The organism is uncultured Streptococcus sp. (genome assembly GCF_963528215.1).
GTDB lineage: Bacteria > Bacillota > Bacilli > Lactobacillales > Streptococcaceae > Streptococcus.
The window spans coordinates 20185-35539 of sequence record NZ_CAURVL010000019.1 but is presented as its reverse complement, the minus strand read 5'-3'; the positions used below and the strand labels follow the sequence as shown (position 1 = coordinate 35539).

16 protein-coding genes and 1 riboswitch are annotated in these 15355 nt (G+C 41.0%); of the genes, 14 read left to right on the top strand and 2 right to left on the bottom strand.

Annotated features, from left to right (window positions below):
- From RWS24_RS07940 to RWS24_RS07890, 11 genes are all read left to right on the top strand, one after another.
- Positions 1 to 133, top strand: a 133-nt coding sequence (locus RWS24_RS07940) for a 50S ribosomal protein L20 (RefSeq protein WP_314366585.1), incomplete at its 5' end; no start/stop codon positions are given.
- A gap of 217 nt (positions 134 to 350) precedes the next feature.
- The gene (locus RWS24_RS07935; protein WP_314366580.1) at positions 351 to 818 is read left to right on the top strand and encodes a cytidine/deoxycytidylate deaminase family protein; all 468 of its coding nucleotides are present in this window, start codon (positions 351 to 353) and stop codon (positions 816 to 818) included.
- A 217-nt stretch (positions 819 to 1035) separates the two neighbouring features.
- Positions 1036 to 2226, top strand: coding sequence for a methionine adenosyltransferase (metK, locus tag RWS24_RS07930; RefSeq protein ID WP_314366578.1), 1191 nt, complete (start codon positions 1036 to 1038; stop codon positions 2224 to 2226).
- Between the two features lie 245 nt (positions 2227 to 2471).
- A complete protein-coding gene (locus RWS24_RS07925; protein ID WP_314366577.1) occupies positions 2472 to 3731 on the top strand; it encodes a UDP-N-acetylglucosamine 1-carboxyvinyltransferase in 1260 nt (419 codons plus the stop codon).
- Between the two features lie 33 nt (positions 3732 to 3764).
- Positions 3765 to 4316: a GNAT family N-acetyltransferase gene (locus RWS24_RS07920; RefSeq protein ID WP_314366575.1), complete on the top strand. Its 552-nt coding sequence runs from the start codon at positions 3765 to 3767 to the stop codon at positions 4314 to 4316.
- Positions 4309 to 5586: a CBS-HotDog domain-containing transcription factor SpxR gene (spxR, locus tag RWS24_RS07915; protein WP_009659239.1), complete on the top strand. Its 1278-nt coding sequence runs from the start codon at positions 4309 to 4311 to the stop codon at positions 5584 to 5586. The genes RWS24_RS07920 and spxR overlap by 8 nt, the downstream gene beginning before the upstream one ends.
- A 21-nt stretch (positions 5587 to 5607) precedes the next feature.
- Positions 5608 to 6465, top strand: coding sequence for a methionyl aminopeptidase (locus tag RWS24_RS07910; protein ID WP_314366572.1), 858 nt, complete (start codon positions 5608 to 5610; stop codon positions 6463 to 6465).
- Positions 6466 to 6498: 33 nt separating this feature from the next.
- Positions 6499 to 7428 (top strand): YihY/virulence factor BrkB family protein, encoded by a 930-nt coding sequence (locus RWS24_RS07905; protein ID WP_314366584.1) that lies wholly within the window; start codon positions 6499 to 6501, stop codon positions 7426 to 7428.
- Between the two features lie 17 nt (positions 7429 to 7445).
- Positions 7446 to 8165: a hypothetical protein gene (locus RWS24_RS07900; RefSeq protein ID WP_314366570.1), complete on the top strand. Its 720-nt coding sequence runs from the start codon at positions 7446 to 7448 to the stop codon at positions 8163 to 8165.
- A 145-nt stretch (positions 8166 to 8310) separates the two neighbouring features.
- Positions 8311 to 8760 (top strand): MarR family transcriptional regulator, encoded by a 450-nt coding sequence (locus RWS24_RS07895; protein WP_314366569.1) that lies wholly within the window; start codon positions 8311 to 8313, stop codon positions 8758 to 8760.
- A 17-nt stretch (positions 8761 to 8777) separates the two neighbouring features.
- Positions 8778 to 9485: a B3/4 domain-containing protein gene (locus tag RWS24_RS07890; RefSeq protein ID WP_314366568.1), complete on the top strand. Its 708-nt coding sequence runs from the start codon at positions 8778 to 8780 to the stop codon at positions 9483 to 9485.
- A 72-nt stretch (positions 9486 to 9557) separates the two neighbouring features.
- Here RWS24_RS07890 and RWS24_RS07885 read toward each other — a convergent pair whose 3' ends face one another.
- Positions 9558 to 9998: a GtrA family protein gene (locus RWS24_RS07885; protein WP_101771540.1), complete on the bottom strand. Its 441-nt coding sequence runs from the start codon at positions 9996 to 9998 to the stop codon at positions 9558 to 9560.
- Between the two features lie 28 nt (positions 9999 to 10026).
- Positions 10027 to 10163: riboswitch (PreQ1 riboswitch) on the top strand.
- Between RWS24_RS07885 and RWS24_RS07880 the strand changes: the two genes are divergently transcribed.
- Positions 10161 to 10676: a QueT transporter family protein gene (locus RWS24_RS07880; protein WP_314366565.1), complete on the top strand. Its 516-nt coding sequence runs from the start codon at positions 10161 to 10163 to the stop codon at positions 10674 to 10676. Its footprint overlaps the riboswitch before it by 3 nt.
- A 155-nt stretch (positions 10677 to 10831) precedes the next feature.
- On the opposite strand, the gene RWS24_RS07875 is transcribed toward RWS24_RS07880, so the two are convergent.
- The gene (locus RWS24_RS07875) at positions 10832 to 10969 is read right to left on the bottom strand and encodes a DUF4368 domain-containing protein (RefSeq protein WP_314366582.1); all 138 of its coding nucleotides are present in this window, start codon (positions 10967 to 10969) and stop codon (positions 10832 to 10834) included.
- A gap of 166 nt (positions 10970 to 11135) precedes the next feature.
- On the opposite strand from RWS24_RS07875, the gene RWS24_RS07870 reads away from it, so the two are divergent.
- Together RWS24_RS07870 and ligA are read left to right on the top strand one after the other, a co-directional pair.
- Positions 11136 to 13280 carry an AAA family ATPase gene (locus RWS24_RS07870; RefSeq protein WP_314366564.1) on the top strand — a complete coding sequence of 715 codons (2145 nt, stop codon included), beginning with the start codon at positions 11136 to 11138 and terminating at the stop codon, positions 13278 to 13280.
- Between the two features lie 107 nt (positions 13281 to 13387).
- Positions 13388 to 15346 (top strand): NAD-dependent DNA ligase LigA, encoded by a 1959-nt coding sequence (gene ligA, locus RWS24_RS07865; protein ID WP_314366562.1) that lies wholly within the window; start codon positions 13388 to 13390, stop codon positions 15344 to 15346.
- Positions 15347 to 15355 lie beyond the last annotated feature (9 nt).

Sequence of the window (15355 nt, the reverse complement as noted above, 5' to 3'; positions counted from 1 at the left end):
CTCACAATTGATGCATGGTTTGAAATTGGCTGAGATTGAAGTTAACCGTAAAATGTTGGCTGACTTGGCTGTTAACGATGCAGCAGCTTTCACAGCTCTTGCAGACGCAGCTAAAGCTAAGCTTGGTAAATAATTAAAATAAGAACTGAGGATTTCCTTGGTTCTTTTTCGATAACTCTTAATGAAAAGTTTGAAGAGAGAAATAGCCTGCCATGCCACTTATAGTATAGATAAAGGCATGTTGCTGATAAGATAGCTTTCATGATAAAGCTAGTTAAAAATAGGGATTTGCGATATAATAGAAAAAACAGACATTTATGTAAATAAAAAATCAGTAGAATGGAGAAATTATGTCAGAGAATCGCTTAGCTTGGGATCAATATTTTGCAGCTCAGGCTCTCTTAATCGCTAATCGCTCAACCTGCAAGCGAGCCAAGGTTGGCGCTGTATTGGTCAAGGACAATAAGGTTATTTCAACTGGTTACAATGGCTCAGTTTCAGGGACTGAGCACTGTATTGACCATGAATGCTTGGTCATTGATGGTCACTGCGTACGGACCTTGCATGCTGAGGTCAATGCCATCTTGCAAGGAGCCGAGCGGGGAGTTCCCAAGGGCTTTACGGCTTATGTGACTCATTTTCCTTGTCTCACCTGTACCAAGCAACTGCTTCAGGTCGGCTGCAAACGGGTGGTCTACATCAACCAATATCGCATAGATGACTATGCTCAATATCTCTACAAGGAGAAAGAGGTGGAATTGGTTTATCTGCCGCTGGATGATGTCAAGAAGGCTATCGCTCAAACGGATTTGGTTTAGTGTACTTTAAATTTTTAAGATTAGTAGTCTAATTATTCCAAGTAAATCTACATAATAAAGCTATAGTTTCTGATTATAGCTTTTTCTATTTAAAAAATTCTGAACTTTTTAGCGAAAAGTGGTATAATGAAGAAGTTATATAGTCCCGATAAGGTGGTAGTTATTTCTATCAGTACTTTGTAACTCTATAACAATTTATTTAAGGGGGGACATTTATATGTCAGAACGTAAACTTTTCACGTCTGAGTCTGTATCGGAGGGACATCCCGATAAGATTGCAGACCAAATTTCCGATGCTATTTTGGATGCTGTCTTGAGTCAGGATCCAGATGCCCATGTGGCTGCCGAAACAGCCGTTTATACGGGCTCGGTTCATGTTTTTGGTGAGATTTCGACCACAGCTTATGTAGATATTAACCGTGTGGTTCGTGATACCATTGCAGAAATTGGCTACACCAATACAGAGTATGGATTTTCAGCCGAGACAGTCGGTGTGCATCCGTCTTTGGTAGAGCAGTCGCCAGATATTGCTCAGGGTGTCAATGAAGCTCTGGAGGTTCGTGGGAATGCAGATCAAGATCCATTGGACTTGATTGGTGCTGGCGACCAAGGGCTTATGTTTGGATTTGCGGTGGATGAAACGCCAGAGCTCATGCCGCTGCCTATCTCGCTCAGTCACAAGCTAGTCCGTCGATTGGCGGAATTGCGAAAAGCAGGAGAGATTGCCTATCTGCGTCCAGATGCTAAGTCACAGGTGACCGTTGAGTATGATGAAAATGACCAGCCTGTGCGCGTGGATACGGTAGTTATTTCGACCCAGCATGACCCAGAAGTGACTAATGAAGAGATTCATCGTGATGTGATTGAAAAGGTAATTAAAGCAGTTATTCCAGCCCAGTATTTGGATGATAAGACGAAATTCTTCATCAATCCAACCGGTCGCTTTGTAATTGGCGGCCCGCAAGGTGACTCTGGCTTGACTGGACGTAAGATTATTGTGGATACTTACGGCGGTTATGCTCGTCATGGTGGCGGTGCCTTCTCTGGTAAGGATGCAACAAAGGTCGACCGCTCAGCTTCATACGCAGCTCGTTACATTGCTAAAAACATCGTGGCTGCTGGACTGGCCAAGAAAGCAGAAGTGCAGTTAGCCTATGCTATTGGTGTGGCTCAGCCGGTTTCTGTACGCATCGATACTTTTGGAACTGGTATTGTTGCAGAAAGCAAGCTGCAGGAAGCAGTACGTCAGATTTTTGATCTGCGTCCAGCCGGTATCATTCAAATGCTGGATCTGAAACGTCCGATCTATCGTCAGACGGCAGCTTATGGCCACATGGGTAGGACAGACGTTGACCTGCCTTGGGAAAAGTTGGATAAGTTAGAGGCTTTGAAAGCAGCAGTGCAGTAAGATGACAGTTCTCAATCGTAATGGTTGAGAGCTTTTTCATATAGGTGGCTTTTACAAGGCAAGCAGTCTAGCTATGATGTTTCTCTTATTATTGGTAATACTGGATTTTTCTGAAAATACTATTAAAAAAGTAATTTTTCAGTTTCATTTTAATTTCAATTGTCTTATTTATCTAAAAGTATAGGAAATTTCCCGAATCTGTGGTATAATAAATGGCAATACCTTGAAAGAGCTTTATTTTAAACATGAAAAAAATTGTAATACATGGTGGTCGCCCCTTAAAAGGAGAGGTGACTATTAATGGTGCTAAAAACAGTGTCGTTGCCTTGATTCCGGCTGTGATTCTGGCGGATGATATTGTAACGTTGGATGGCGTTCCGGATATTTCGGATGTGGATAGTCTGATTGATATCATGATTGCCATGGGGGCTAGTGTTACTCGCTCTGAGGACAGTCTGAGAATTGATCCGCGTGGTATCCAAAATGTCCCTATGCCTTATGGAAAGATCAACAGTCTGAGGGCTTCTTATTATTTCTATGGCAGCTTGCTTGGCCGCTATGGTGAAGCGACGGTAGGTCTGCCTGGTGGCTGTGACTTGGGTCCGCGTCCTATTGACTTGCATCTCAAGGCTTTTGAAGCAATGGGGGCTAAGATGACCATGGATGGCAACTACATGAACCTATCCACAGGAGGTCAGCAGCTGAAAGGCGCTAGCATTTATATGGATACGGTCAGCGTGGGTGCTACCATCAATACTATGTTAGCTGCTGTCAAGGCCAAAGGTCGGACTATTATTGAAAATGCAGCGCGGGAGCCAGAAATCATTGATGTGGCAACTCTCTTGAACAATATGGGAGCACATATCCGTGGAGCAGGAACTGATATTATTACCATTGAGGGGGTTCCACACCTTCATGGAACTCGTCATCAAGTAATTCCTGACCGTATCGAGGCAGGAACTTATATCGCCCTTGCTGCAGCTATTGGTCAAGGAATTCAGATTAATAATGTCCTCTATGAGCATTTGGAGAGTTTTATTGCCAAGCTTGAGGAAATGGGTGTTCGGATGACGGTTTCTGAAGACAGCATTTTTGTCGAAGAGCAGCAAACTCTGAGAGCTATAAACATTAAGACTTCTCCTTATCCAGGCTTTGCAACTGACCTACAACAGCCTATTACCCCGCTCTTGCTGACGGCTACTGGCCACGGTAAAATCACGGACACGATTTATGAGAAGCGAGTTAACCATGTGGCGGAGCTGGCTAAGATGGCAGGTAAGATTTCGACCAGCAGTGACCAGATTGTCTATGAAGGACCAAATCAACTGCAGGGAGCTCAGGTCAAGGCGACCGATTTACGAGCAGGAGCTGCTTTGGTTATTGCAGGTTTGATGGCTCAAGGAAAGACAGAAATTACGAATATCGAGTTTATCTTGCGCGGCTATTCTAATATTATTGAAAAATTAACAAGTCTGGGTGCAGATATCCAGTTGATAGAAGAATAAGCGTTTTTCGCTTATTTTTTGTAGAGGTAGCAGATGAATTTGTGGACACATTTGGCAGCCTGCTCATTTATTGAGACAGAGCATGCTTTTTTGCGGCCTATTGTATTTGAAGATGCAGGAGCCCTATATAAGATTGCGTCCAATCCGGAAAATACTCAGTTCATTTTTCCGACAGAAGCAAGCCTAGAGGAAAGTGAATACGTCATTGCCAATTTCTTTATGAAAAATCCTCTGGGGATTTGGGCTATTTGTCACAAGGAAACGCAGGAAATGATTGGCTCTGTCAAGTTTGAAAAGATGGACGAGATTAAGAAAGAAGCTGAGTTAGGCTATTTTCTGCGGCAAGACTACTGGGGACAAGGGCTGATGACAGAAGTTGTCCGAGAGATTGTTTTTTTGTCTTTTACCCGCTTTGACTTCAAGCGCCTTAGTATTATCACTCATGCAGAGAACCTAGCTAGTCAAAAGGTAGCTCAAAAATCTGGCTTCAGCCTCTACCGGCAGTTTAAAGGAAGTGACCGGTACACGAGGAAGATGAGAGATTATCTGGAGTATCGTTATGAGAGAGGATATTTTAATGAGTAAGCATCAGGAAATTTTAACCTATCTTGAAAATCTTCCAATCGGCAAGAGGGTCAGTGTCCGCAGTATTTCAAACTATCTGGGAGTTAGTGATGGTACGGCCTATCGAGCTATCAAGGAAGCGGAGAACCGCGGTATTGTTGAGACCAGACCTCGGAGTGGTACGGTTCGGGTTAAGTCCAAGAAAGTGGTCTTGGAGCATCTGACCTACAAGGAAATTGTTGATATTACTGGCTCAGAAGTATTGGCTGGAGAAGATGGTCTAGAAAAAGAATTTAATAAATTTTCCATCGGAGCCATGACGGAGCAGAATATCCTGCGCTATCTGACAGAGGGCGGTCTCCTGATTGTCGGAGACCGGACGAAAATTCAGCTCTTGGCTCTGGAAAATGAGAATGCGGTGCTGGTAACCGGAGGCTTTGAAGTCAGCTCGGAAGTTCTAAAGATGGCTAATCTGCTTAATATACCGGTTCTCAGGACCAAGCACGATACCTACACCGTTGCAACCATGATTAATCGGGCCCTGTCCAATATGCAGATCAAGACCGATATTTTAACAGTGGAGCAGGTCTATCGCTCTAGCCACGAGTACGGCTTCTTGCATGATACTGATACTGTTCGTGACTATCTGGACTTGGTCCGTCGCAATCGCGCCAGCCGGTTTCCGGTTATCAACCAACAGCAGATGCTGGTGGGAGTAGTAACTATGCGGGACGCGGGGGATAAGTCCCCTCTGACAACCTTGGACAAGGTCATGACGAAAAATGTCTTTATGACAGGCTTATCTGCCAATATTGCCAATATCAGCCAGCGCATGATTGCAGAAGATTTTGAAATGATACCAGTAGTGCGCAGCAATCAGACCTTGCTGGGTGTGATTACGCGGCGGGACATTATGGAAAAAATGAGTCGTTCTCAGATTTCCAGCTTGCCGACTTTCAGTGAGCAAGTAGGACAGAAGATTAGCCGCCAGGATGATTTGTTCTCCTTTACCGTTGAGCCTTTTATGCTGGAGCAAAATGGTGTGTTGGCTAACGGTGTACTGACAGAGATTCTGACTCGGATTACCCAGCAGCTCATGGTCAACAGCGGCCGCAGTCTCATTATCGATCAACTGATGATTTATTTCTTTCAAGCGGTCCAGATTGATGACCTGCTGCATATCCAGCCACGTATTATTCGTCAGACTAGGCGGACAGCTATTATTGACTTTGAGATGTATCTGGAAGCGATGCTGGTTGCCAAAGCGACGATTACAGTGAAAATTAATTAAGAAGAGGAAATTAGAGAAAGAATGATTACTTTAAAATCACAGCGTGAAATTGACTTGATGGACAAGAGTGGAGATTTTCTGGCTTCGGTCCACATTGGTTTGAGAGATTTGATTAAGCCAGGCATTGACATGTGGGACATTGAAGAGTATGTTCGCAAGCGTTGTAAAGAAGACAATGCGCTGCCTCTGCAAATTGGTGTTGAAGGCTCTGTTATGGACTATCCTTATGCGACTTGCTGCTCTCTTAATGACGAGGTAGCCCATGCCTTTCCCCGTCATCAGAAGCTGGTAGAAGGTGATGTCATCAGCGTTGATATGGTGGTTGGCTTGATCGATAAGGCAGAGCTGGATGTGTCCAAGCTAGATTTTGACAATGTGGAACAGATGAAGCAATACACAGAGAGTTTCCGGGGCGGTGTGGCAGATTCTTGCTGGACTTATGCAGTAGGGAAGATTAGCCCAGAGGCTCAGCAGTTGATGGATGTGACCAAGGAATGTCTCTACCGTGGAATTGCGGCTGCTAAGGTCGGCAATCGTATCGGCGACATTGGCGCAGCTATTCAGGAATATGCTGAAAGTCATGGCTATGGCGTTGTGCGGGATCTGGTCGGTCACGGTGTTGGCCCAACCATGCATGAGGAGCCTATGGTGCCACATTACGGTCGAGCAGGGCGTGGCTTGCGTTTGCGTGAGGGAATGGTTCTGACTATCGAGCCCATGATCAATACAGGTACCTGGGAAATTGATACGGACTTTGAGACCGGCTGGGCACATAAAACGCTGGATGGCGGCTTGTCTTGCCAGTATGAGCATCAGTTTGTCATTACAAAAGATGGTCCTGTCATTCTGACCAGCCAGGGAGAAGAAGGGACTTATTAGTAATCAAAGGCTGGGCAGTTGTCTCAGCTTTTTTTGAAGGAGAAGAGAGTGAAGAAATTATTTGGTAAGGTTCGCAACAATCAGTTTTTAAGAGAATTTTTCCGTTTTTATAAAGAGGCAGACAGTGAGCTGAGCAGCGTTGCAGTTGCTTATTATTGGTTGATTTCCGTTTTTCCTTTGCTCTTGATTGTCGTCAATATTCTGCCTTATTTCCATATTCCAATTGCGGATTTTCTTACAGCCATCAAGGACATGCTGCCAGAGACTTTATATGATGTTGTAGCAAAAGTCATGCGTGAAGTACTGACCCAGCCTTCGACTGGCCTGCTGAGCTTCTCAGTCTTGTCGGCTCTTTGGACTTTTTCCAAGTCCATGAATTTCCTACAGATTGCCTTCAACAAAGCCTATGGGGTGGCTAAGAGTCGGGGGCTGATTTCTCATCGCGTCATGAGTCTCTTTGTGAGTTTAGGTCTGCAGATTCTCTTTGCCTTGGCCCTCTTTCTGACCATGTTTGGCCATATGTCGCTGGATTTCCTCCGTACTTATTGGAAGCTAGATAACCAGCTTTATCAACACTTGCAGCATTTTACGGAGCCATTGATTTACGCCTTACTCTTTGCGGTTTTGGTCATGTTCTATTTTTTCCTGCCTAACGTGAAAATCAACAAAAAACGCTATGTTCTTCCGGGAAGCGCCTTTGTGCTTCTGACCATTCTGGCCTTGCTGAATATCTTTTCAGTTTACATGGATAATTATTTAAATCACCTGGTTGATGTTCGCTTTTTTAGCTCCATCATTATGGTTGTGATGATGTTTTGGTTTATAATGATTGCTAAAATTTTGATTGTTGGCGCAGTGCTTAATGCCAGTATCCAGAGCTGCTGTGAGTCAGGGTTTCAAGTTGAAAGCACTGGACGCTTTACTTTCAAGAAGAAAGAGCAGGATGGGGAAGATGAATTCTAATATAACATTGTGTAAGAATGGTAGAAGAGGATGATAAGGTGAGAAGAAAAAGTAGAATTGTTTTATTGCTACTGTTAGGTGGATTATTTTCCATTATTGCACTAACTGGATGTAGGACACTAAAATCCTCGGTTCCTGAAAATCGAACAGAGGAAGAATATGTTCTGGAAAATAGCTTCAAGCCTTTCTTTGACTTTTTAGCAGCGGAAAAGAAAGATTTATCAACTGTTCAAGAATATAGCTCTTATTTATTGGAACAGGAGAATCCCTCAAGTACTTTACAACACCATAAAATAGATTTAGAAAGAAAAGGCAATATATTAGAGGGAAATTATAATATTGGCTATAATAATGGGGAGCCAAATTCAACTCTTTACAAGGTGATTTATGAGAATGAGCACTTAAACTATTTAGAAGAAGTCCCACAAGAGTATGATATGCGGCTTTTTAATCTTCAGATTCATGAGGGAGTCTTTCGAAAATTACCGATTATTTCAATTCAAAAAGATCATCCAGAGACAACTTTACAAACCATTACTTATAAAGCTAATGACGACCTTGATTTTGTAAAAGAGATAAAAAAGAATTATAATATTAAGAGTAAGAGTTATGTGAGTATTACTATAGCTAATAGAGGATATGGAGAATTTTATTTGGATATTAGCATTGAAGCTGAGAATGGGCAATATATTAGTGTTTTAAATCATATTGTGTTGAAAAAAACAGAGGAACAGTAGAAAAATACTAGAAGATAAAACCTTTGTTAAATTCTTGCATTTTTCAATTTAAAGAGGATTTTCCTCTTTTTATTTTTTAATAATTTCATTGCATTTGCAATAAATGTGATATAATATGTTTAAATAAAATTTTAAAGGAGGGGATATGTCAGTATTGCGAGAAATTGGGATTATCGCCCGGGCTTTGGATTCCATTGCTAATATTGAGTTCCGTGACATAGAGCTAGCAAGAGGTCAATACCTTTATTTGGTGCGAATCTCGGAGAATCCAGGGATCATTCAAGAGGAGCTGTCGGAGCTGCTCAAGGTAGATCGCTCAACGGTTGCCCGTTCTGTCAAGAAGCTAGAGGCCAAGGGCTTGGTTCAGCAGAAGGCAGCCAAGGACAACAAGAAGAACAAGGAGTGGTTTGTGACGGAAAAAGGGGAAAAACTTTATCCTTTTATCCTAGCTGAAAATGATTATTCTGAGGAGACCTCTCTGCAGGGCTTTTCTCAGGCGGAAGTTCAAGATTTGGAGAAAATGCTGATCCGAGTGCGTGAAAACATCACAGGTGACTGGGAAGCCGTCAAAAAAGGACAAAAAAGAAACTATTAAGATTGAAGAGGTAGAGCATGAAAGTTACAGTTGAAAATGAATTTTGGCAAGTATTTCCGGAAGCTCAGATTAGTATTTTAGTGGTCAAAGGGCTTGATAATAGTGTGGATGAAAGTAAGGATCCATATTTCAAATCCCTGCTGGATAAGGGAGCAAAGCGAGCTGAGGACTTTATCCCAGACGAGAACTTCACTCAAAATGAAGTCATTCAGGAGTGGCGGCAGGCTTTCAGCAAATTCAAGACCAAAAAAGGAGCGCGCTCCTCTATCGAAGCCCTGCTCAAGCGGGTTAGTCAGGGGCGGGAACTTCATCCAATCAATCCTTTGGTCGATATCTACAACAGTGTCTCGCTGTCTTATGCGGTTCCATGTGGAGGTGAGGATTTGGATAAGATTGTCGGAGGTCTTCATCTAGGAAAAGCCAAGGGTGGCGAAGCCTTTTTCCCGCTGGGAGCTGAGAGTGACGCGCCGGCTCTGCCAGAAGAAATCATCTATTATGATGAAGAGGGGGCTGTCTGCCGTTGTCTTAACTGGCGAGAAGCCCAGAGGACCATGCTGACAGAGGAGACCAAGGACGCCATCTTGGTCATTGAGGCCATTAATGAAAAGCAAGCAGCACGCGCCCAAGCAGCTATGACAGAACTCCAGACTCTGATTGAGGAGTATTTTGGTGTTAAGGGTGAGATTACTCATCTGACTATTGAAAAACCAAGCTTGGAAATTTAAGACTATAAAAATCTGGATCAGAATTATCTGGTCCAGATTTGCTTTTATAGGGTGAAATAGACTAATTCGTTGTTATTTTTCCTTGTTTTTAAAGACAAAAATCTTACTAAAAACATAGTTGAGGACAATAATAAGCACTTGAGCAATGAAAGTTTCGATAGTATTGACCATTTTGATATTGTTATTGACAAACTGGCCTATAATTTGTGGGAAGCTAGTGACAAAGATAAAAGTCAATAGTAAATTTAAGCCCATAGTAGCCAAACGTGCAGTGAAAAATTTGATAAGTCTAGAAGGCCAGCCACTCCTTGCTTGCTTGAAAACGATGGTATCGTTGGTTACAAAGGCAAAGAGAATGCCAAGAATATCACCTATTATCGTAGCCAGTAGTTCGTTTCCCGTCAATTCATAGCAGAGCATCCGACTGACAACGGATACGACAGTTGTTGCCACACCAAAGAAAAGATAAGACAGGACCTCATTGTCAAAGAATTTTTTGATTAAAGTTTTCATAAAGATAGTCTATCATATTTCTAGGATTTATGCTATACTAGTTGGGTTGCCAAATCTGTGGGGGAATCAACGAATGATGCTCCTCTCATGTGACGCAACCCTTGGCGCTTAACTTCTTTCGCCAAGCATATTACACGCGGTAAAGCCGCTAAAGGAGAAAACATGAAACAAGAAAAACTGACAGTTCGTGATTTGGCTCAGATTGCCATTGTTGCTGCCATTTACGTAGCTCTAACGATTACGCCCCCTTTAAATGCTATTAGCTATGGTGCTTACCAGTTCAGAATTTCTGAAATGATGAACTTTATGGCCTTTTATAATAGGAAATATATCATAGGAGTGACCATTGGCTGTATGATTGCCAATCTCTATAGTTTTGGAATTGTTGATGTCTTTGTCGGTGGCGGGTCCACTTTAGTCTTCCTGTCACTGGGTGTCTACCTTTTCAGTCGCTATAAGAATCAATATCTGATTAAAGGATTGATTCGTTTGGATCATTTCTATTTTGCAGTATTCTTTTCTATTTCGATGGTGACCATTGCTGCAGAATTACATTTCTTACAAGGTCTGCCATTCTTCCTGACTTGGTTTACAACAGCCATTGGAGAATTTGCTTCCTTGATTGTTGGAGCTATCCTTATTAACCTGATTGCCCGACGAATTGATTTGACAAAATAAGACAGCAGAGAGCGGAATTTCCGCTCTTTTTGTGTCCTTTTTTTTAGGAAGAATTGAGAACAAATAGAGGAAGATTTTGTGTATTTGTGATAAAATGTCCACACCTTACTTAGCAGTCTTAATTTTGTATACAGAGCGAGTCTTGGCTCGCTCTTTTAAATATCACAAATAAATCGGTAGTGTATTTCCAGTTTAATCTGCCTATTTTTACCTCTACCAATTGGTTGGTGGATAATAATTTTATCAATCAATTCGTTGATAACTTTCGGCGTTAATTCTTCAACTTGGGTAATATAAAATCACTACAAGTCAACCGTAGAAGGGAAGATTTAGAATGCGTTAACCTTAATCAGGAGCTTAACAATATGAAAGAACTGTTTTTAAAAATGTTAGGGTCGAATAGGTATCCCAAAAATTTTTAAAACCGTGATATAATATAGCTATAAGGAGGTTTGTATTATGATTGAAGCTATTAAAAACTATACCTATAAGTCGTTTAAAAATTATTCTACTCCAGAGAAGTTCTTCAAACAGAAAAATATATTGTTTGGCTATAATGGTAGGGGAAAGAGTTCACTGTCTAAAGGGATCGTTGAGGAATACTCTAAAAAAGATACCACAGAAGAGTCAATTCGATTTTTTAATAGAGACTATATAAAAAATCGATTGTTATTAGATAATAGTGACTCTACTATTAAGGGAATTAAAGTTTCTTTTAGCAAAAAAGATGCAGATATTACAAAAGAGATTGCAGAATTGCAAAAACAAATAGAAGACGTTACGGAACGAAAAAAGAATAATAATCAAAACCGACAGACTATTCGAAAAAAGATTGATAATATTCACGATAATAAAAAAGGAACTGCAAATATCAATAAAAAGCAATCTAAACTTAAAGTTGAAGAAGTTATAGAACAATACTCGGCAGATTTAGAAAATGCACTAAAAGTGAACAATCGAGAGTATATTAAAAAGTTTACTGCTGACAGTGATGAGTTGGAAAAGGAAAAAGATAGAATAACAAGGACTCAACTTCCCGATCTGAAAATACAAGAGATTCCTACTGATGATAAAGAATTTTTATTTGATGCTTTGCAAAAAAAATATATACTGATTGATGACATACCGACTTCAGAGGTAATTAGATGGCTGGAGAAAGGTGTCTCGTTACATGATGAATCAGATACTATATGTAAGTTCTGTCATAATAATTTAAATCTTGAAGATGTTAAAAATTCTATTAGAAGATATAAAGAGGATTCTAAGCAGAAAGATATCTTTAGATTAGAAGCAATCAAGGAGTGTTTAGATAGAAATACAAAGAACATTGATAATGCTGAAAGAGTTAAGGGGAATTTATTTGTTCTTGGATGTTCTGAAGAAGAGATAGATAAAATATTTAATTTTGATTATTTAGAATATACCACTCATCTTATAGAGGAAATTGAAAGAAAGATTCTAAATATGGATAAATCAATAGAAATAGAAGATTATATTTTAGAATTCGAAAAAGAAGTCTGTAAAAAATCTAAAGAAATTCAAGATATACATAAAAAAAAGTTAGACGAAATAAATATTTCAATTAGCAATATTGAAAGGATTACGAAGGGAACAATTGCAATTGCTATCGAAGAAGCAAATATTTCAGAAGAAATTAAAAATGTTCAAGAAAATGAAGCAGAAATTGAGAAAATTGAAAATAAAAATAATGAACTTTTAGGGGAAATACGAACTTTAGAAGAAAGTAAATCTGATTATATTGATTTTATGGATTTCTTAAACGAAGTGTTAAGTAGTTTAGGAATTCAGATTACATTGAGTTTAAAGGACAATAATTATTACTTGAGACATACCCTTGAAGATTGCGACCTAACAATTGAGAATATAAGTGAGGGAGAGAAAAACCTTCTAGCATTGCTGTATTTTTATTTTGAATTATATAGTGATAAAGAGCAGAAAAAATTTAAGCCTGAAATTAAACTTGTAGTAATCGATGACCCGATATCAAGTCTTGATGATTCTAATAAGTTCTATGTTTTAGAGATAGTTAAAAAGATACTGTCCGAAAAATTCCCTCAAATATTTTTACTTACTCATTCTTGGAATGATTTTTGTCAAATTACATATGGAATAAAAACTGCGGGCACTAATTACGGAATTTTTGAAATATATAAAAACTCAAGTAACAATTTTTATAGCGAAATACGAACTTGTCAAGGGAATATTGCTCCGTATAAGAAATTATTTCAAGAAATCTATATATTGAAAGATAAAAATACAGATGAGTTAGAGCAGTGCGAGATTTATCATGCGGCTAATAGTATGAGGCGTATTTTTGAAGAATTTTTAAACTTTAAAAAACCGAATCTTCTTCCACAAAAGTCTAATCAAGCAGAAATAGAATCTCTATACTATGAAGCTACAGGAGAAACATTAGGGAACAACAAGAAGCGTGAGCTGGGAGGGTTGCTTACTTTCATAAACGTCTTGTCGCACCGACCAATTAGAGCGGATGAAATAGTGCAAAATAGTAAAACCTTAATGAAAATCATAGAGGGCATGGACAAAGTTCACTTTAATGAGATGAAAAAAATTTCTATGTAGTTTATAAAAATCAGTGGATAAACCCCAGTGACTTGAAATCACTGGGGTTGAAGGGTTAGAGTGGTCTTAGTATTGGACTGCTGGGTGAGGTGTGTTATAATAGAAGTATGAAAGAAAGAATGTCAGAATTAGTAGAATTGCTCAACCGATATGCCCATGAGTATTATACGGCAGACAGGCCAAGTGTATCGGACAGCGAGTATGACAGACTCTATCGTGAGTTAGCGGAGTTAGAAGAAAAGTACCCAACCGATATCCTGCCTGACAGTCCGACACATCGGGTGGGAGGGAAGATTTTAGAAGGATTTGAAAAATATCCACACCAGTATCCTCTCTTTAGTTTGCAGGATGCTTTTTCACGTGAAGAATTAATAGCCTTTGACCAGAGGATTCGCAAGGAATTTCCACAAGTCTCTTATCTCTGTGAGCTCAAGATTGATGGGCTCTCTATTTCTCTGAACTATGAAAAGGGAATCTTGGTAGCAGGAGCGACTCGGGGGGATGGCTCAGTTGGTGAAAATATCACTGAAAATCTCAAGCGGGTCAAGGATATTCCCCTGACCTTGAAAGAACCGCTGGACATTACAGTTCGTGGAGAATGCTACATGCCCAAGACTTCCTTTGATGCGGTCAATCAACTACGGCAGGAGAACGGTGAGCCTGAGTTTGCCAATCCCCGCAATGCGGCAGCAGGAACCTTGCGTCAGCTGGACACAGCAGTTGTGGCCAAGCGCAATCTAGCAACCTTCCTCTACCAAGAAGCCAGTCCGACTCAGGTCGACAGCCAAGAAGAAGTCTTAAACAAGCTGGCAGATTTGGACTTCTCAGTCAATCCTACTCATATTCTGGCGGATTCTATCGAAGAAGTTTGGGAGTTTATCGAAAAGATTGCTCAGGAGCGGGACAGTCTGCCTTATGAGATTGACGGTATTGTCATCAAGGTTAATGACTTAGCGGTGCAAGAGGAGCTTGGCTTTACTGTCAAGGCACCTAAGTGGGCCATCGCCTATAAGTTTCCAGCTGAGGAAAAGGAAGCCCAGCTTCTGTCTGTTGACTGGACAGTCGGCCGGACGGGAGTTGTGACTCCGACAGCTAATCTGACGCCGGTGCAGCTAGCGGGAACGACTGTCAGCCGAGCAACTTTGCACAATGTGGACTATATCGCGGAGAAGGATATTCGTCAGAAAGACACGGTTATCGTATATAAAGCGGGAGATATTATTCCTGCTGTCTTGCGAGTGGTTGAGTCCAAGCGTGTCTCAGAGGAACCTTTAGAAATACCAAGTCACTGTCCGAGCTGTGAGAGTGAGCTAGTGCACTTTGAAGATGAAGTCGCTCTGCGCTGCATCAATCCTCTTTGTCCAGCCCAGATCAAGGAGGGCTTGATTCACTTTGCCAGCCGGGATGCCATGAATATTACTGGCCTGGGTCCAGCAGTGGTAGAGAAGCTCTTTGCTCAAAATCTAGTCAAGGATGTGGCTGGAATCTATCGGCTGACGGTAGAAAATTTACTAGAACTAGAGAACTTTAAGGAAAAATCAGCAAATAAATTATATACTGCTATTCAAGCTTCCAAGGAGAACTCGGCTGAACGTCTCTTGTTCGGATTGGGGATTCGCCATGTTGGAAGCAAGGCCAGTCGGATTTTGCTGGAGAAATTCCATGATATTCCTAAGCTGTCTCAGGCCAGCCAAGAAGAGATTGCGGCTATTGACAGTCTTGGAAATGTGATTGCCCAAAGCCTGCATACCTATTTTGAGCAGGAAGGCTCTCAGATTCTTTTGGCGGAGCTTCAAGAAGCAGGTGTGAATCTAGACTATCTGGGGCAAAAGGCAGCGGCTGATGCAGCCCTATCAGGTATGACGGTTGTTTTGACTGGTAAATTACAAAAATTGACACGCAATCAAGCTAAAGAAAAATTGCAGAGTTTAGGTGCTAATGTTTCTGGATCTGTTTCTAAAAAAACGGATTTGGTAGTGGCTGGCCAAGATGCCGGCAGCAAGCTGGCCAAGGCTCAGGAGTTGGGAATTGAAATTCGGGATGAAGATTGGCTTGATAGCTTATGAGGCTGAAGT